This window comes from Microcoleus sp. AT8-B5 (assembly GCF_036705565.1).
Lineage (GTDB): Bacteria > Cyanobacteriota > Cyanobacteriia > Cyanobacteriales > Microcoleaceae > Microcoleus.
In genome coordinates this window covers 65,703-83,996 of record NZ_JAUBUY010000005.1, presented here as the reverse complement: position 1 = coordinate 83,996, position 18,294 = coordinate 65,703, and the positions used below count along the sequence as shown (strand labels likewise).

Below are 18,294 nucleotides of genomic sequence, written 5' to 3'. Positions count from 1 at the left end.
AAATCCTATGAAATCTTTCTCGCTAAAACTGCTTAAATCCAGCGATCTTAAAGTGCGATCGGGCTTTCTGTTTCCCCTAGCTTTTTGCGTTTTGTCTGTTGCTTTTTATATTCCTATGCACTCACCACTTCCGGCTAGTGCTCAAACTACGGATGCTCGTGATGCAGATGCCGATCGGCTTGTGGAGCAAGGAATTCAACAGCTTGAGACTAGCCAATTCCCAGCAGCGTTGAATTCGTTCCAGCAGGCACTGCAAATTTATCGCGCCATCAAAAACCGCTACGGGGAAAGTGCAGCACTGGGCAATTTGGGAGTCGCTTACCGCTTTCTGGGCAACAATGCCAAAGCCATCGAGTATATGGAGCAGAATTTAGCGATCTCCCGCGAACTTAAAGACCGTCTTGGGGAAGCGAATGCACTGGGCAATTTGGGACTCGCTTACCACTCTCTGAACAACTCGGCCAAAGCCATTGAGTATTCACAGCAGTGGTTAGCCATCGCCCGCGACCTTAAAGACCGCCAAAGGGAGGGTAATGCACTGCGTATTTTGGGAACCTCTTACCACTATCTGGGCGACTATGCCAAAGCCATTGAGTATTTGCAGCAGTGGTTAGCCATCGCCCGTGAAATTAAACACCGCTACGGGGAAGGTAGGGCACTGGGCAATTTGGGAGCAGCTTACCTCTCTCTGGGCAACTATGCCAAAGCCATTGAGTATTCACAGCAGACTTTAGCTATCGCCCGCTCCATTAAAGACCGCTACGGGGAAGGTTCAGCACTGGGCAATTTGGGAGTTGCTTACCGCTTTCTGGGCAACTATGCTAAAGCAATTGAGTATTCACAGCAGTGGTTAGCCATCGCCCGCGACCTTAAAGACCGCCTTGGAGAAGGTGCTGCACTGAGGAATTTGGGAATCGCTTACAGCTCTCTGGGCAACTATCCCCAAGCCATTGAGTATACACAGCAACATTTAGCTATCGCCCGCTCCATTAAAGACCGCCAAGGGGAAGGTGCTGCACTGGGCAATTTGGGAGCCGCTTACCTCTCTCTGGGCAACTATGTCACAGCCATCGAGTATATGGAGCAGAGTTTAGCCATCGCCCGCTCCATTAAAGACCGCCGAGGGGAAGGTGCAGCAATGGGCAATTTGGGAATCGCTTACCGCTCTCTGGGCAACTATGCCCAAGCCCTCAAGTATGCACAGCAGTGCTTAGCCATCGCCCGCGAAACTAAAGACCGCCTTGGAGAGGGTAGGGCACTGGGCAATTTAGGATTTGCTTACCGCTCTCTAGGCAACTATCCCCAAGCCATTGAGTATACACGGCAGCGCTTAGCCATCGCCCGCGACCTTAAAGACCGCCTTGGAGAAGGTACGGCGCTCGACAACCTTGGAGCGACGTTCTTAAAAGCTGGCAACCCAACAGAAGCTGAAAAAATGCTCGTCAATGCCATTCAAGTTTGGGAATCGATGCGTCAAATGCTAGGCTCCAACGATGCGAATAAAGTCTCCATCTTTGAAGGACAAGCTAGCACTTATAGGATGTTAGAAAAAGTTCGGGTGGCTCAGAATAACCCGATCGCCGCTTTAGAAATTGCCGAACGGGGACGTGCCCGTGCCTTTGTCGATCTACTGACACAACGCTTATCAACTGGTGATGCCAATTCGGTCATCGCCACTGCTCCCAACCAGGATCAAATCCGCCAAATCGCGAAAGCACAGAACGCCACTTTGGTGCAGTATTCCATCATCTACGACACCTTCCAGATTGAGGGCAAACAACTAGGGCGTGAATCCGCGATTTACATTTGGGTGATTCAACCGACGGGCGAAATCACGTTCCGCGAAGTTGACCTCCAACCCCTGTGGCAAAAACACAACGCCTCTCTAGCCAGCTTAATTATTGGCAATCAAGAATTTCTCGCTGTCCGCAGTCGCAGCAGTTTTGGTTCTGCCCAACCCCAACCCAACTTACCGACGCTGCATCAACTGCTAATCGAGCCCATTGCCAGCCTCCTCCCAAAAGATCCCAATGCCCACGTCATCTTCATTCCCCAAGGTTCCCTGTTCCAGGTGCCTTTTCCCGCCCTGCAAGATGCCAACGGTACTTACTTAATCGAAAAACACACCATTCTCACCGCCCCCTCGATTCAAGTATTGGATTTAACCCGACAACAACGACAGAAGTTAGGCAATCAGCCAGCCAACGGTCGCGGAAATGCTCTGGTGCTCGGTAATCCCACGATGCCACAGGTATCTTTGTCTCCCGGAGAGCCCAAACAGCAATTGTCTCCTCTACCTGGAGCCGAAGCTGAAGCGATCGCGATCGCGCCTCTGCTCAATACTCAAGCCATCACAGGCGCACAAGGGACAAAAGCTGCGATCGTCCAAAAAATGCCCCAAGCATCGATTATTCACTTAGCAACGCATGGATTGCTCGATGATGTAAATGGATTGGGAAGTGCGATCGCTATGGCTCCTTCTGGTAGCGATGACGGCTTATTGACCGCAGAAGAGATTTTCGACATGAAACTGCAAGCAAGCTTAGTCGTTTTGAGTGCTTGCAACACTGGATTCGGCAGAATTACCGGGGATGGAGTAATTGGTTTGTCGCGCGCTTTGATTTCGGCAGGAGTGCCGAGTGTGATTGTTTCTTTATGGGCGGTTCCTGATGCGCCGACATCGGAATTGATGCAGTCGTTTTATCAAAATTTGCAAAATAATCCCGACAAAGCACAGGCCTTGCGGCAAGCAATGTTAGCCACAATGAAAACTCATCCCCAGCCGCGAAATTGGGCGGCATTTACTTTAATTGGGGAGGCAGAGTAAGTTTTTATTAATAGTGGATTGGATATCGATATTTTTATCGCGATCGGGGACTGCTGTTTAACTATTAAATCCCGATCCCCCCTAGCCCCCCTTAAGAAGGGGGGGACAAGAAGTTGTCAAAGTTCCCCGACCTAAGAAGGGGGAACAAGAACATTCAAAGTCAACCCCTACTCCCCAACAACCAGGGGTATTTAGGGGGGTCTAGACTTCGCCTAAAAGCGACATTTATATCTCTAGGACTTACGCATGGGGCCCAGAAACCGGGTTTTTTCGAGAAGACGCGTTGTGACCCGCAGATTCGGTAAAAAACCCGGTTTCTTTGGTCTGAGTGCGTAAATCCTGTCTGAAAGATGACTGATGAGTTATATTCTTCAGTCCTCTTTGAGAGGACTTGCACTATGAGACAGGGAATTCATTCCCTGGCGGACTGTGGAATGAATCTTTATTCGCGATCGCGCTTCAATCTCAAAACCGATGGCAGTGAACCATCTACTCTGCATATTCACATACTTTGCACTTTCCCGCAATCTATTTTGCACCTCATACTTAATCAAGTCTGTGGGTAGAACGAATGATTTTCCCATCTGGGTTGCTTAAAATTTAAGTCAACTGTCAACTGTCAACTTACTGCGTAACTTTATGAATGCAGAATCAGCTACAAACATTCTAGATAACCTGGTACAGAAAAAGAGAGGCGAACCATTGAACGGCTTACAGCGAGCAATTATTCAAGGAGTGTTAGATGGTTTGACATACCAAGAAATCAAGAATAATTATGCGATCGCGCGGAACTATGAAATATGCTACTTAGCGCGATACGTTGCTTATCATTTGTGGAAATTGCTGACAGAGGTATTGAAAGATGCAGGAATTATCGACCCGGACGAAAGAGTCCGCAACAAAAATTTGTGGGAGTCCGCGATTAGAGTGGCACAGCAAAGCGTGCAGTCGGAATCTGTACAAAAAAGTCAACCCCCCGTACCGCCAGATCCGATGCTGGACAGCAAACTGCGAATGTGTTACCGAATTACCGAACATTTGGTAAGTACCGAGTTTAGCGATACTTACAGCATATTCCATATATGTGTAGTACAGAGAAACCGGGTTTCTTGAACAGAATCAGTTTAAAGGCTAGAACTGTAAAGAAACCCGGTTTCTGAGGTGTACTTCACAAACCTGGAATATGCTGTATCTTGCGGAAGATGAAGATATGCCCGATCGCATACCGGAACTGTTAGCTCGCTTTCAGGAAGATCGATCTTTCTATTTGATAGTTGAATTCATTTATATCTGAAATAGGACTAATGAGTTATCTTCTTCAGTCCTCTTTGAGAGGACTTGCACTATGAGACAGGGAATTAATTCCCGCTAAGGACTGTGGAATGAATCTTTATTCGCGATCGCGTCTCAATCTCAAAACTGATGGAAGTGAACCATCTACTCTACATATTCACATACTTTGCACTTTCCCGCAATCTATTTTGCACTCATACTTAATCAAGTCTGTGGGTAGAACGAATGATTTTCCCATCTGGGCGGCTTAAGATTTAACTCAAGAATGAATCAAAATATCGGGGTTTTAAAATTATGTTAGACATCACCACAACCAATCCTAACGATCGCCTTTATTTCAATCAACAGCCAAAGGATCTCGCCCCATCAACATTTCCGGCTAACAGCGACTTGCTCAACTCAGCGATCGATCCATTGAATATTCCTGGTTATAGTGCTGAATCTAGCTTGACTAATCCCACAGCATCCAGCTTCGACCAACAGACACAGATAGCAGATTTTATTGTAGCTAATGCAGGCGAAGGCTTCAGTTTCCCTGCGAGCGATCGAGTTACTGGCGATGTCGCCGATGCTCAACTCAAACCGCAGTCAGAATCGGCGATCGCAAACGCAGATCCGCTAACAGGAATGATTTCTGCTTCCCAGTTGAATTTCGCCGATCCAGGTAACACTCTTTTGACAGCTCGTAATGTTGTTGGCGTTCAGAATGGTAGCATCAGTTTAACTGATTTTGTGGGCCTAGGCGATCGGGACGATTTCTACCGATTCGAACTCAACACTAGGAGCAATTTTAGCCTGCGTCTAGACGGTTTGAGAGCGGATGCTGATGTACGGTTAATTCAAGATAGAAACGGCAACGGTAGAGTTGATTTAGGGGAAATTATTGACTACTCTCTTGAGAGTGGCACTGTCCCCGATGTCATTAATGTATCCAATCTGGAGGCAGGGACATACTATGTCCAAGTTTATAGCTTCTTAAGCAACTCTACTAATTACAACCTGAATCTTTCTGCCACCTCTATTCCTGAACTAAATATTCCCACACCTAGCGGCCCTTTTAATAGTAATTACGGCTACGGTTTGGTGAATGCAAATGCAGCAGTTTCCAGCACCTTGAACAGTTCAAATCCTTTCCCTGCTCTCCCCAATTTGGGCGGGAATAATTGGGCGCTAGATGTCATAAATGCACCGGAAGTTTGGAATCAGAACATTACAGGAAATGGGATTGTTGTAGCTGTTGTGGATAGTGGTGTTGACTACACCCATCCTGACTTGGATGACAATATTTGGCGGAACCCTGGTGAAATTGCTGGAAACGGCATTGATGACGATGGCAACGGATATATTGATGATATTCGGGGTTGGGATTTTGTGGGAAGCGACAACAACCCAATGGATATGAGTTTCAACGGTCACGGGACTCACATAGCAGGTGCGATCGCGGCGGAACGAAATGATTTTGGCATCACAGGAGTTGCGCCCAATGCTAAGATTATGCCTGTCAGAGTGTTGCCCGCCTTTGGTAGGGGCTCGGTGAATAATATTGCTGCTGGAATCCGCTATGCTGCTGATAATGGAGCCAATGTAATTAACCTCAGCTTGGGAAATGAGTTTGTCCCTTCCAACGTAGTAAATAACGCAATTCAGTATGCAAATAACAAAGGCTCTGTTGTGGTGATAGCAGCCGGAAATACGGGTGACATCCAACCAGCTTATCCAGCTCGTAATGCCGATAGCTTGGGAATTGCAGTGGGCAGCATTGATGTAAGAGGCCGCATGGCTGATAGCTCTAACCGGGCGGGTTCCAGACCTTTAGATTACTTAGTTGCTCCGGGAGTAGAGATAGTTTCTACTACTCCTGATGAGGATTATGAACTCAGAACTGGTACGTCTTTTGCAACGCCACAGGTAGCGGGTGTAGCGGCTTTAGTTTTGAGTGCCAATCCGACTTTAACTCCGGCTCAAGTTGAGCACATTTTGACGACAACAGCTAATAGAAATGGGTTAACAGGATAGCATTGCAAATCCTCACTTAAGTCCAGCGGACATTAATAGAGCATATTTAGCAGACGGCTCTGGATATGAACGCTCCAAACACGCCAGGTTTTGAGGTTGGATTTGACTATGCCAGTGGATAATGGTTTGATTCAAACCGATCGCCCGATCGCTAAAATTGTCGTCTAATTCAGATTTGAGTCCTCATCCCGGCGGCGAGATTGGGGAGGCAGAGTAAACTTCTAGGAAGGTCGATCGCCTGTGGCAGATTGAGGCGATCGCACGACGACTGCAGAAAGAGCGATCGGGCTAATTCTCTAAATTCCAACTCTAGAATCCTATGCTGTATTCCCCATTTAAGCGACTCAAATCAACGCACTCTAGGCTCACTAATGTTTTCCTAGCTTCCATTTCCCTGTTCCTGCTTACCACTATGTCCCTATTAAATACTCCTGACTCTCTTTCCCCAGCGATCGCTCAAACTACGGATGCTCGTCAAGTAGAGGCCGATCGGCTCTTGCAGCAGGGCACCCAACAATATCAGACTGGGCAATTCCAAGCAGCGCTGAATTTCTGGCAACAGGCACTGCCAATTTATCGCGCCCTCAAAAACCGCCAAGGAGAGGGTTGGGCACTGGGCAATCTGGGAATGGCTCACCAATCTCTGGGCAACTATGCCAAAGCCATTGAATATGCACAGCAACATTTAGCCATCACCCGCGAAATTAAAGACCGCCAAACAGAAGGTTTGGCACTGGCCGATTTGGGACGTGCTTACCAGTCTCTGGGCAATTATGCCAAAACCATTGAATATTCACAGCAAAGTTTAGCCATCGCCCGCGAAATTAAAGATCGCAAAACTGAAGGTTGGGCACTGGGCAATTTGGGACGTGCTTACCTTTATCTGGGCAACTATGCCAAAGCCATTGAGTATTTACAGCAGAGTTTACCCATCACCCGCGAAATTAAAGACCGTCAGAGGGAGGGTGCAGCACTGGGCAATTTGGGAGTTGCTTACCTCAAGCTGGGCGACCATACCAAAGCCATTGAATATACACAGCAACAGTTAGCCATCGCCCGCTCCATTAAAGACCACCACAGTGAAAAGGTGGCACTGGGCAATTTGGGAGAGGCTTACAGCTCTCTGGGCAATTATGCCAAAGCCATTGAGTCTTCACAGCAACATTTAGCTATCGCCCGCTCCATTAAAGACCGCCACAGTGAAAATGTGGCACTAGGCAATTTGGGAGTCGCTTACTTCTCACTGAGGAACTATGCCAAAGCCATCGAGTATTCACAGCAGTGGTTAGCCATCGCCCGCGACCTTAAAGACCGTGAGGGGGAGGGTCGGACACTAGGCATTTTGGGAGTCGCTTATCTCTATCTGGGCAACTATGCCAAAGCCATCGAGTATTCACAGCAGTGGTTAGCCATCGCCCGCGACCTTAAAGACCGTAAGTGGGAGGGTGCGTCACTAGGCATTTTGGGAGACGCTTACCGCTTTCTGAGCAACTATGCCAAAGCCATTGAGTATTCACAGCAACAGTTAGCCATCGCCCGCTCCATTAAAGACCGCCACCAAGAGGGTGTAGCACTGAACAATTTGGGACTGGCTTACCGCTTTCTGGGCAACTCGGCCAAAGCCATCGAGTATTCACAGCAACAGTTAGCCATCGCCCGCTCCATTAAAGACCGCCAAGGGGAGGGTGCGGCACTGGGCAATTTGGGATTCGCTTACATCGATCTGGGCGACTATGCCAAAGCCATTGAGCATGCACAGCAGAGTTTAGCCATCGCCCGCTCCATTAAAGACCGTGATGGGGAGGGTCGGGCACTAGGCTATTTGGGAGCCGCTTACCACTCTCTGGGCGACTATGCCAAAACCATTGAGTATTCACAGCAGTGGTTAGCTATCGCCCGCGAAATTCAAGACCGCTCTGGAGAGGCTGCGTCACTGGGCAATTTGGGAGTCACTTACCTCTATCTGGGCAACCCGGCCAAAGCCATTGACTATTCACAGCAACAGTTAGCCATCGCTCGCGAAATTCAAAGCCGCCGGACGGAGGGTTTGGCGCTCAACAACCTCGGAGTGGCGTTCTTGAGAGCTGGCAACCCAACAGAAGCTGAAAAAATGCTCGTCAATGGGATTCAAGTTTGGGAATCAATGCGTCAAATGCTCGGCTCCAACGATGCGAATAAAGTCTCCATTTTTGAAGGACAAGCTAATACCTATCGGACTTTACAAGAAGTCCGAGTGGCTCAGAATAACCCGATCGCCGCTTTAGAAATTGCCGAACGGGGACGTGCTCGTGCCTTTGTGGATCTCCTGACAGAACGCTTATCTTCAGGTTCTACCAATCCGGTTATCGCCTCTTCTCCGAACCAGGAGCAAATCCGCAAAATCGCCAAAGCACAGAATGCCACTTTGGTGCAGTATTCCATCATCTACGAGGGCTTCCAGAGTCAGGGCAAACAAGTAGGGCGAGAATCCGCGCTCTACATTTGGGTGATTCAACCGACGGGCGAAATCGCGTTTCGCGAAGTAGACCTCAAACCTCTGTGGCAGCAACACAATGCCTCTCTAGCCAGCTTAATTATTGGCAATCAAGAATTCCTCGCCGTCCGCAGTCGCAGCAGTCTGGGTTCCACCCAACCCCAACCCGACTTACCGACACTGCATCAACTGCTGATCGATCCAATTCAAACGCTTCTGCCCAAAGACCCCAACGCCCATGTAATTTTCATTCCCCAAGGTTCCCTGTTCCAGGTACCCTTTCCCGCCCTCCAAGATGCCACCGGCACTTACTTAATCGAAAAACACACGATTCTCACCGCCCCTTCGATTCAAGTATTGGATTTGACTCGACAACAACGACAGAAGTTAGGCAATCAGCCAGCCAACGGTCGCGGAAATGCTCTGGTGCTCGGTAATCCCACGATGCCACAGGTATCTTTGTCTCCCGGAGAACCCAAACAGCAATTGTCTCCTCTACCTGGGGCCGAAGCTGAAGCTAGAGCGATCGCGCCTCTGCTCAATACTCAAGCGATCTTAGGCGCACAAGGGACAAAAGCCCAGATCGTCCAAAAAATGCCTCAAGCATCGATTATTCACTTAGCAACGCATGGATTGCTGGATGATGTGCGCGGATTGGGAAGTGCGATCGCTATGGCTCCTTCTGGTAGCGATGACGGCTTATTGACCGCAGAAGAGATTTTCGACATGAAACTGCAAGCAAGCTTAGTCGTTTTGAGTGCCTGCAACACTGGAGAAGGCAGAATTACCGGGGATGGGGTGATTGGCTTGTCGCGCGCTTTGATTTCGGCCGGAGTGCCGAGTGTGATTGTTTCTTTATGGGCGGTTCCTGATGCGCCGACATCGGAATTGATGCAGTCGTTTTACCAAAACTTGCAAAATAATCCCGACAAAGCACAGGCACTTCGGCAAGCAATGTTAACTACGATGAAAACTCATCCCCAGCCGCGAAATTGGGCGGCATTTACTTTGATTGGGGAGGCAGAGTAAGGACGATCGCGACAAGCAGATTACAGAGTACGATCGGGGATACAAACCCTTATCGCGAAACAGGCGGCTGCAAAATTTCATCCTCTGGAACTATTTTTGCTGACTCCAAAACCTCCTCTAAAACCGGAGAAGGAATCGGCACTTCCTCAACTACCTGATGCTTTTCCAAAGTCAAGCGAGACTGCGACGCACCAGACAATCTTTTCAACAATTTCGGTGTCGGATCGTACAGCAAATAAATAATTCGATCGCCCGCTTGCCAAATCTGAGTTGCCGACACTACTTGCAAGTATCCCTGCCTTTCCAGCAGCAGCGGCGCTAACTCCCCGGCTTTAACTAAAGCTTGTAAGTGAGCAATCTGAAACTGCAATCCCTCTGTTTTTAACTCAGTTTCCCCCAATTTCACTTCGCCGTCGCTCAAATATTCGTTCCAATCCTTCAGCGACAAATCGGAGACAAAAGCTTGATTGATTTTACTCTGATTAGCAGGCGTATTTGCTTGCGGATCTTTGGGGAATATTGCCAAAACCCTTGGGGGTGCAAACTCTTCAGCAGCTCGCTGAGCTAACACTAAGTTTACCTCGCCGTTGTTAGTCATTGCCAAAAAAGTTCCCATCGAATCCAGTCCGGCTTCTTCTAACACGCTGTGATCCAGAGCACTGCTCAAAAACACCCGCAAACCTTCTCGTTCTGCTTGTGCACAAGCTTCCGGGTTCGTGTCGATAATTGCCACCGATTCTCCGCGTTCTTGAAACAAGCGAGCAATTAATCTGCTCAAAGGATTTGACCCCACAATTGCAGCACCGGTTGCCGATTTTGAGGTAATTCCCAAAAGTTGAGCCATCCGTCCGGCTGTTAGTCCCTGGACGAAAACTGTCATAATAATTGTTAGGAAAACTAAGGCTTTAATCGAGTCGCCGCCGTTGATTCCCCGCTGGGTGAGCAAAATTGCAAATAAAGATGCGATCGACGCTGAGACAATTCCCCTCGGCGCTACCCAACAAACAAATAATTTCTGCCGCCAATTCAGTCCGCTGTTCCAAGTACACAGCCAAACGTTGATCGGGCGCACTACCCACATTAAAGCTAAAACTGTAAACAAACTTCCCCAACCGAGGGCGACCACACTAGCGAGGGATAAATCGGCCGCCAGCAGCACGAACAGCATGGAAATAGCCAGGACTGTGAGTTGCCCTTTAAACCTCCTCAGCAGCCTTTCTTCTGGCACAGCAGCGGCTCTGAGGACGATGCCGGATACCACTGTTGCCATCAGTCCCGATTCGCTGCGGATTTCTTCTGCTAAGCCGAAAAATCCCCACAAACCAGCTAATACTACTAAGTTTTTGAGGTCTTCTGAGAGAAATTGCGATCGCTTGAGAATGAATCCCAGCAGCCAACCTCCCGCAACTCCGACGAGTGCGCCAACGAAGAGTCGCACGATTAAATCTCGGAACAAAACCAGCAAATCAGCATTGCCGTTTAAAATAATATTCAGCACCAATACTGCCAGAATTGCCCCGACAGGATCGATTAAAACGCCTTCTGCTTCTAGCAAGGCGGCAACTTTTTTGTCAACGGATACTTGTTTGAGCAAAGGGCCGATTACTGTCGGGCCTGTGACGACTACTAGAGAAGCATACAAAAATGCGATCGGCCAGGGAAATTCTCCCAACCAGTGTGCGGCCATTCCGCCGCCTATGAGCGTAATTAAAGTGCCTACGGTAACTAAATTGCGGATGCTGCCGGAAAGTTTGCCTAAATCTCGCAATTCCAAATTCAAGCCGCCTTCAAACAGAATTAAAGCTACGCAAAGGGATACCATAACTTCCAAACCGCTTCCCAGCAGATTCGGGTGCAGCACTCCCAAGCAGTCTGGGCCGGCTAAAATGCCAAACAACAGCAAAAAGACGATCGCCGGAACTTTCAGATAAGCGGCGATAACTTGAGCGCTGATGCCACAGATGACGGTCATGACCATCAACTGGGTGATGTTAAAGGGGATTTCCATAGATATAATTGTTACAGGCTGCCCGCTCAGTTTTAAATGTTCGATCGCGGGTAATTTGAGTGCAGGCGCTATTTTCGGCGCAGCTTACAAACTCGGCACGGCCCTGGATTTTTCCCAATAAGATTAAAAAACCTTGATAGTCGCTATAACTTTATCAGATAATTCTCTTGGCGTCAAAGATGCGAGTAAGCTGTAGCTAAGCTGTTGCGGCATTTAAAGGGTATGTCAAAAAAAATTAAAGTCTTGTGGGGAGTAGGGGCCCTAGCGTCCCGCCCGCCCTGAATATACAATTTAAATGCGCGACAGCTTAAGCCAGAGATTGTCTGTTATGTTCGAGACTCCGATGCCGATGGGGATGCGGGCACAGAGGGAGAGGATTTGACGAATTTTGATGGGGAGTCAATCGATTTTAGATTTTAGATTTTAGATTTTAGAATTGAAGTATTGACCCCACGGATAAATTCGGGGGGCAAGTTTCATCGGATAAGCTGTTGCGGCATTTAAATGGTATGTCAAAAATTTTTAAAGTCTTGTGGGGAGTAGGGGCCCTAGCGTCCCGCCCGCCCTCAATCTACAATTTAAATGCGCGACAGCTTACAGGTTTTTTATTTCACCGGTCCTGAGTCTGCTTTCGGAATAAATCCGGGGGCTTGTATCCTGGATGCTTTCGGTCAATCTCCAATTAAAAAGCTCACATCTCAAATCGATCGCCCCCAGACTCATCTTTAGAGTAGAGTTTCCATCTAAAAAACTCTAAAATCCCAAGATTCATCTGTAGAGTAAATCTAAAATCTATAATCTAATCTATCGTTCCCACACTCATCTTTAGAGTAGAGTTCCCATCTAAAATTTTACATCACAAGATTCATCTTTAGACTCAATCTAAAATCTATAATCGACTCGCATTCTGCCACCTGCGAAAAAACTCCGATAGAATGGCCGGCGAAATTCGCCCTTCCAGCCAATCTAAAGCCTGGTTTTGCTGGGGTGCGGCCCGATAAAATTTGCACGCATCTATCAGCCGAATCGGAGAATTAGTGACAGTTGATTGAGCTCGCCATTTTTGTGCAAACTCGTTAATAATAGCCGGAGAAAGTTGTTTTTGCAGCCAATCTAAAGCTTGGTCTTGTTGTGCTAAACCGCGATAAAATTTTCCCACATCTATCAATCGCAAATTACTATCTTGAGGTAAGGTAGTCGCCCGCCATTTTTGAGCAAATTCCCCTAAAACAGAGGTAGAAACTTGACTTTGCAGCCAAATTAAGGCAGTATCTTGACTAGCCTTAGCTTGATAAGACGAGAATACCTGAGTCAGGCGCACGTCTGAGATGGGAGTGGGAGTCGGAGCAGGAGTCGGCTGCGGGACGGGTGTCGGCGCTGGAGGAGGGACAATTACTTTGGGAGATTTTCGCATCAAAGCGGCCCAGGTTTTGAGGCTGGCAATACCGTCTGGATTGAGACCTTGAGATTTCTGAAATGAGATGAGCGCCGCTGTGGTGGTAGCTCCAAATTTACCGTCCATCGCGCCTTGATAGAAACCTTTAATTCTTAATTCCCTTTGGATGTCTGCAACTTTATAACTTACGGTGCCTTCTCGGACGCTTTCATAAATATTGGTGTCTACATTGCCCGATACGCCCGACACGCTGCCGCTGTCGCTGTATTGCCAAAAAGTCCAAGTTTTCCAGCCGCCGGGAACCCAAGGTTCTTCAGCAGTGGTATAGTGAGCAATCCACAGTGGATAATCGGCAAACCGTTTTGTCCCCAAGTTGTCCCAGAAACCGGGGTACGTGTAGATAATCGGCCGCATCAAGGTGGCTTTTTCGACTGCTTCTAGCCAAATTGCGGCTCGATCGCACAATTGAGTCGCAGTCAAACCGCCTGTAGTTTCGATATCCAAGACTGGTGGCAAATCCCCCGGTTCGAGTTTTACAGTTTTCAAGAACAAATCTATTTGTCCTTGAATGCTGCTTGCAGGTTGAAAAAAGTGGTAAGCACCGCGTTGAATCCCCGCCGCTTTCATCGCCGCCCAATTGCGAGCGAAAGTTTGGGCAACGAACGTTGCACCTTCGGTCGATTTGACAAAACTGAAGGTGATACCATCCCGGGCAACTGCTGGCCAATTGACATTGGGCTGGTAGTCGGAAACATCTATACCGCGAATACTCATATGACGAAGAGTTGAGAAAAGCTGGTTTGCTCTGAAGCAGCGACTCGATTAAGGGTACATTAAAATTGTAATGCTAAGTCGCTAATTGTTTTTTTACAGGGGAGATGGTGCGAATGAACTTCGATCGAATAGAGCCCGGCCCTGGTCAAGAGTCTGTTTGGGATTACCCGCGTCCCCCTCGGCTTGAGGAATCGACCAAACACGTACAGATAATTTTTAATGGAGTGACGATCGCCGACACGCGCCGTCCTCAGCGGGTATTGGAGACAAGCCACCCTCCTGCCTACTATATCTGCCCCGATGACATCAAAATGGAATATTTGCACAAAACTTTACGAGGTTCTTGGTGCGAGTGGAAGGGACAAGCCGGTTATTACACTGTGACGGTAGAGTCGAAAGAAGTAGTAAATGCTGCTTGGTTTTATCCCAATCCTAATCAGGTTTTTGCAGCTATTAAAGATTATGTGGCTTTTTATCCGAGCAAGATGGATGCCTGTTATGTGGACGGGGAATTAGTGCAATCTCAACCAGGGGATTTTTACGGCGGCTGGATTACCAAAGATATTGTCGGCCCGTTTAAGGGAGGGCCGGGAACTTGGGGGTGGTGAGGAAGTTTTGAGTTTTGAGTTTTCAGTTTTGAGTTTTGAGTTTTCAGTTGAGAACAGCGACAGAAACCACGTCTTTTTATTTAAACATCGTTACAGCTTTGACCCAGGTTTAAATAAAAACCAGGTTTCTTGAGTGTGCGATCGCATTGAATGAGTTAAGGAATGGCTCTGAAATATTTTTATTACGACGCAAAAAGCCAACATTAAAAAAATGAATAATAACTCAATAGCTTTCTAATTGAGTGAGAATGAATCAATGTAATGCAATGCAGGCAAGGCAGAAGCTAACGCAGCAGCTTATCCCTTGAAATAAACAGTGTAGTCAAGAATACAGTGACTGTTCATAAATAAATGTTAGTATAAGTTAATATCTGACACTAGCTTTGTTGCTTCTTTATTATTTATTTATTCGGATCTGTGCTGTGTCTGTTGAATTTATTGAGCCGTCCAACTCGCCAGAAAACTCACCCAAAAATTTATCTTTAGAGTCTACTCTTAAGGATCTGGCTCTATTCAATTTTCAGGTTGACTCCTCATATCTAGCCAAAGAAGTAGCCCGGTTTTTTCAATCTCACCCGCTGCTTCCGGGAGTTATCTTAACCGTAAATGGAGAATTTTTAGGGATGATATCGCGTCGGCGATTTATGGAACGCATGAGCCGCCCTTACGGAGTAGATATATTTGCTTGCAGACCGATTATAGCCTTGTATCAAATAGCTCAAACCGATAGTTTGATTTTACCAGGAGTAGCCTTAATTGTCATGGCAGCTCAGCGCTCCGTGCAGCGACCGCCGGAACTGCTTTACGAGCCGATTGTTGTGCAGTTAGAACCTCAAGTTTACCGACTTTTAGACGTGCATCAACTCTGGGTAGCTTTATCCCAAATTCACCAAGAAGCTACTTGGTCTATGAGCGAACTTTATTACAATTTATCAGTCACGCAATCCGAGCTAGAAGCAGCTAATTCTCAATTAAAAGCAGCTAATTCAGAATTGTATCGCCTTGCTAACTTAGATGGCTTAACTCAGATTGCCAACCGCCACTGTTTTAACGAATACTTACAAAAAGAATGGCAAGAATTGGGAGAAGCTGCGGCAGAAATATCTTTGATTTTATGCGATGTTGACTTTTTTAAGAAATACAACGATACGTACGGGCATCAGGCGGGAGATGCTTGTTTGCAACAGGTAGCCAAAACTATTGTTGAGGCTGTACATTACTCAGCAGGCGCAGTTTCCGGGGAGACTCTGGTGGCTCGTTACGGAGGTGAAGAATTTGCGGTAATTTTACCCCGCACTTCGTCTGAAATAGCTGTTTGGATTGCAGAGCGAATTCGAGTTTGCGTCAAAGAACTAGAAATCGAACACCTTAATTCAGCGGTGTGTTCTTTCGTGACGCTGAGTTTGGGGGTAGCGAGCACGTTTCCTCAGCCCGAAACTTCTCAGGAAAACCTACTTGCAGCGGCAGACCGCGCGCTTTATCATGCTAAAGACCTAGGGCGCGATCGAGTGATTTTAGATTTTAGATTTTAGATTTTAGATTGGAAAAAGCGATCCAGGGATTTATCCGTGGGCTGGTTTAATGGTTTCCATCACAGATTGTCTGGCAAATCTCCGATCGACCTCCCGATGCTAGCCAGCAATTTCTCCAAAGCTTTCATCTGCTTGACGGTGAACGTCGGCACATTCTTCCCCAACTCCCAACGGCTGATGGTTTGCGACGAAACGCCAAGCTCTCGCGCCAAATCTTCCTGACTCATCTCCAGTTCTTCCCTGAGCTTCTTTAAGTGCGACTCTTCATCTTCAGGTCGCGGAACGGGCTTTTTCGGCATAACTTTGATCGCACATTTTTTCTATAAGATGCTTAAGCATCTTGACTAAACAATAAATTGATTAGACAATATGTTTAATAGCCAGTCCAGAACCGTGGAAAGTACAAGGACTGGCTCTAATACCCCTTTGGAAAGGAGCATGAATCGATTATGCCTTACAAACAGCGTCTGAATTCCTGGATTATTGTTCGCTTGCTTCCCAATTTACAAAGAAGCGTTGTGGGTCGGTTTCGTAGTTGGTCGGATGCAGACGGTCAGATCCGCATTTTGCGACAGTTGTTGCCGGAAGCTCGCCTAATAGTCGTGTTCGATCCGGGCGATCGCTCGTAAATTAGTTTTGAGTTTGGAAGCGATCGCGCAACAGTACGGCGAATAGCTGGGGAGGTGCGATCGCTCCTTTCCAGCAATCTTTGCGATAAAATGTGGAAAAGTATTTAGCTGTGACGCATTTTTAAGCTATGGATCTCGCTGGTACTCTTGCAGAAATTATTAGTTTGAGCGTTAATGACAGAATTCGCTTAGTACAAGCGATATGGGACAGCATAAGCGCAGATCCCGAACATCTTGAATTAACTGAATCTCAAAGGATAGAGCTATCTCGCCGCCTGCTAGACCACGAAACAAACCCCAATGCGGTTATTTCTTGGCAAGAAGTAAAAGCTAGAACAATGGCGAGGTTGCAACAGTGAGCCTTTCTATTGTCCTGCGTCCGGCTGCACAGGAAGAGTTTGATGAGGCTGTTGATTGGTACGAGCAACAAAGTGCAGGACTTGGAGTAGAGTTTCTCAATCGTATAGAAGAAGCACTCGATCGAATTAGCGTGACCCCAGAAGCCTACCCAACTATTTTCCAAGAAATGAGGCGCATAGTTGTGCGACAGTTTCCCTACTTAATTTTCTACCGTGTTGAACCGGAGCAAATTGTAGTTATCGGGATATTTCACAGCAAGCGAGAGCCGAAAACTTGGCAGTCACGAGTCTAAGAATTTTACGGATAGGAGATATATCGCGGTATGGTGCGTCGCTATGGGATAAATACACAAGGGCGAGAATTTTCAAGGGCGACGCACCCTACGTTAACTCTACTTGAGTTGAGGAACTTTTGGCTTATGGAATTGCAGGAATGGCAAAAATTGAGCGAAGAACAAAAAAATCGCTACTCACAGGAATTAGCAGCACATCTGCCACAGTTAGTAATTTTTAAAGGTTTGCGATTTTACCCTGATGGCGGCCCCGAACTCTCTATTGCCATTTTCGAGTATGGAGGAGCTTTATTTTCTCTGATGCCAGGAGGTGAAGTCCAAATCGGATACGAAGCCTACAACTTTCGCCCGACAGACGAGCAAATCGAATCATTTCAAGATACTGCCCAGGTGTATGAGATCGATCGAGATATATACTCTTACGTCCAAAGCGTCACTACACCTCCTCGAAAGGTGACATTTTCGCCGATGCTTGTAGAAATTAAACCAACAAAAATCGGTCTTGAGGCAATTAGTTCGGAGTCACTTAAAATCCAGAATTTATTAAAAGAGTTTCCAGACAGGCAGAGGATGATATGTAACGATAGATACGGATTCGATCGTGCTGAGGATGGCTCGATTGAGGCTTGGCAAATTACGAGCAAAACGCATGAAGAACTCGCGACTGAATTGGCGACTGAAGGACTGCGCTTGCTAACTTTCGACGAATGGGAGTATGCTTGCGGTGCCGGAAGTACCACTCTATTTCGCTGGGGAGACTTAAATCCTAGCGATTGCTACCCAACTGACAAGGCAGCCGACTGGAAACTCCACTTGCAGCCCAACCTTTTCGGACTCCACATCGCTCAAAATCCTTACGATGGCGAGGTAATTAGCGACAAACATACAGTCCGAGGCGGAGACGGCGGATGCTCCATTTGCGGTGGACTTGGCTCTTTTTTTGGTTGGTTGCCACTAGCAACTGCCTACTGGGAACCCGATGCACTTGAGTGGTTGGATGAAGACATTAGCGGAAACCTCATGCGCCGCATAATTCCATTACCCTAACGCTGATTCT

Annotated in this window: 16 protein-coding genes; 11 read left to right on the top strand and 5 right to left on the bottom strand. The window is 47.3% G+C overall.

Annotated elements, in window-relative coordinates; genetic code table 11:
• The first annotated feature begins 7 nt into the window (after positions 1–7).
• Positions 8–2,827 carry a tetratricopeptide repeat protein gene (locus QUB39_RS05440; RefSeq protein WP_333208254.1) on the top strand — a complete coding sequence of 940 codons (2,820 nt, stop codon included), beginning with the start codon at positions 8–10 and terminating at the stop codon, positions 2,825–2,827.
• A 371-nt stretch (positions 2,828–3,198) separates the two neighbouring features.
• Here the strand turns inward: QUB39_RS05440 and QUB39_RS05435 are convergent, their stop codons facing one another.
• Entirely contained in the window at positions 3,199–3,411 is a 213-nt protein-coding gene (locus QUB39_RS05435) for a hypothetical protein (protein ID WP_333208255.1), read from the bottom strand.
• Between the two features lie 55 nt (positions 3,412–3,466).
• Here QUB39_RS05435 and QUB39_RS05430 point away from each other — a divergent pair, with 55 nt between their 5' ends.
• The 3 genes from QUB39_RS05430 to QUB39_RS05420 all read left to right on the top strand — a co-directional run bounded on the left by QUB39_RS05430 (position 3,467) and on the right by QUB39_RS05420 (position 6,136).
• Positions 3,467–3,940, top strand: coding sequence for a hypothetical protein (locus QUB39_RS05430; RefSeq protein ID WP_333208256.1), 474 nt, complete (start codon positions 3,467–3,469; stop codon positions 3,938–3,940).
• Between the two features lie 269 nt (positions 3,941–4,209).
• On the top strand, positions 4,210–4,371 hold the full coding sequence (locus QUB39_RS05425) for a hypothetical protein (RefSeq protein ID WP_333485025.1): 162 nt from the start codon (positions 4,210–4,212) through the stop codon (positions 4,369–4,371).
• A 43-nt stretch (positions 4,372–4,414) separates the two neighbouring features.
• Positions 4,415–6,136 (top strand): S8 family serine peptidase, encoded by a 1,722-nt coding sequence (locus QUB39_RS05420; RefSeq protein WP_333208257.1) that lies wholly within the window; start codon positions 4,415–4,417, stop codon positions 6,134–6,136.
• Positions 6,137–6,305: 169 nt separating this feature from the next.
• On the opposite strand, the gene QUB39_RS05415 is transcribed toward QUB39_RS05420, so the two are convergent.
• Complete coding sequence (locus QUB39_RS05415; RefSeq protein ID WP_333208258.1) at positions 6,306–6,443, bottom strand: hypothetical protein; 138 nt, start codon at positions 6,441–6,443, stop codon at positions 6,306–6,308.
• A 105-nt stretch (positions 6,444–6,548) separates the two neighbouring features.
• Between QUB39_RS05415 and QUB39_RS05410 the strand changes: the two genes are divergently transcribed.
• The gene (locus QUB39_RS05410) at positions 6,549–9,638 is read left to right on the top strand and encodes a tetratricopeptide repeat protein (protein ID WP_333208259.1); all 3,090 of its coding nucleotides are present in this window, start codon (positions 6,549–6,551) and stop codon (positions 9,636–9,638) included.
• Positions 9,639–9,687: 49 nt separating this feature from the next.
• On the opposite strand, the gene QUB39_RS05405 is transcribed toward QUB39_RS05410, so the two are convergent.
• Entirely contained in the window at positions 9,688–11,646 is a 1,959-nt protein-coding gene (locus QUB39_RS05405; protein ID WP_333208260.1) for a cation:proton antiporter domain-containing protein, read from the bottom strand.
• 889 nt (positions 11,647–12,535) lie between these two features.
• On the bottom strand, positions 12,536–13,816 hold the full coding sequence (locus QUB39_RS05400) for a GH25 family lysozyme (protein WP_333208261.1): 1,281 nt from the start codon (positions 13,814–13,816) through the stop codon (positions 12,536–12,538).
• 113 nt (positions 13,817–13,929) lie between these two features.
• On the opposite strand from QUB39_RS05400, the gene QUB39_RS05395 reads away from it, so the two are divergent.
• Together QUB39_RS05395 and QUB39_RS05390 are read left to right on the top strand one after the other, a co-directional pair.
• Positions 13,930–14,424, top strand: coding sequence for a DUF427 domain-containing protein (locus tag QUB39_RS05395; RefSeq protein ID WP_333203908.1), 495 nt, complete (start codon positions 13,930–13,932; stop codon positions 14,422–14,424).
• Positions 14,425–14,846: 422 nt separating this feature from the next.
• On the top strand, positions 14,847–15,956 hold the full coding sequence (locus tag QUB39_RS05390; protein ID WP_333208262.1) for a GGDEF domain-containing protein: 1,110 nt from the start codon (positions 14,847–14,849) through the stop codon (positions 15,954–15,956).
• 59 nt (positions 15,957–16,015) lie between these two features.
• Here the strand turns inward: QUB39_RS05390 and QUB39_RS05385 are convergent, their stop codons facing one another.
• Positions 16,016–16,255 (bottom strand): helix-turn-helix transcriptional regulator, encoded by a 240-nt coding sequence (locus QUB39_RS05385; protein ID WP_172186452.1) that lies wholly within the window; start codon positions 16,253–16,255, stop codon positions 16,016–16,018.
• Between the two features lie 150 nt (positions 16,256–16,405).
• Between QUB39_RS05385 and QUB39_RS05380 the strand changes: the two genes are divergently transcribed.
• From QUB39_RS05380 to QUB39_RS05365, 4 genes are all read left to right on the top strand, one after another.
• The gene (locus QUB39_RS05380; RefSeq protein ID WP_333203912.1) at positions 16,406–16,585 is read left to right on the top strand and encodes a hypothetical protein; all 180 of its coding nucleotides are present in this window, start codon (positions 16,406–16,408) and stop codon (positions 16,583–16,585) included.
• 128 nt (positions 16,586–16,713) lie between these two features.
• Complete coding sequence (locus tag QUB39_RS05375; RefSeq protein ID WP_333104998.1) at positions 16,714–16,944, top strand: addiction module protein; 231 nt, start codon at positions 16,714–16,716, stop codon at positions 16,942–16,944.
• Positions 16,941–17,237, top strand: coding sequence for a type II toxin-antitoxin system RelE/ParE family toxin (locus QUB39_RS05370; RefSeq protein ID WP_333208263.1), 297 nt, complete (start codon positions 16,941–16,943; stop codon positions 17,235–17,237). Before QUB39_RS05375 ends, QUB39_RS05370 begins: the two co-directional genes overlap by 4 nt.
• Before the next feature lie 126 nt (positions 17,238–17,363).
• Entirely contained in the window at positions 17,364–18,284 is a 921-nt protein-coding gene (locus QUB39_RS05365) for a hypothetical protein (RefSeq protein ID WP_333208264.1), read from the top strand.
• Positions 18,285–18,294 lie beyond the last annotated feature (10 nt).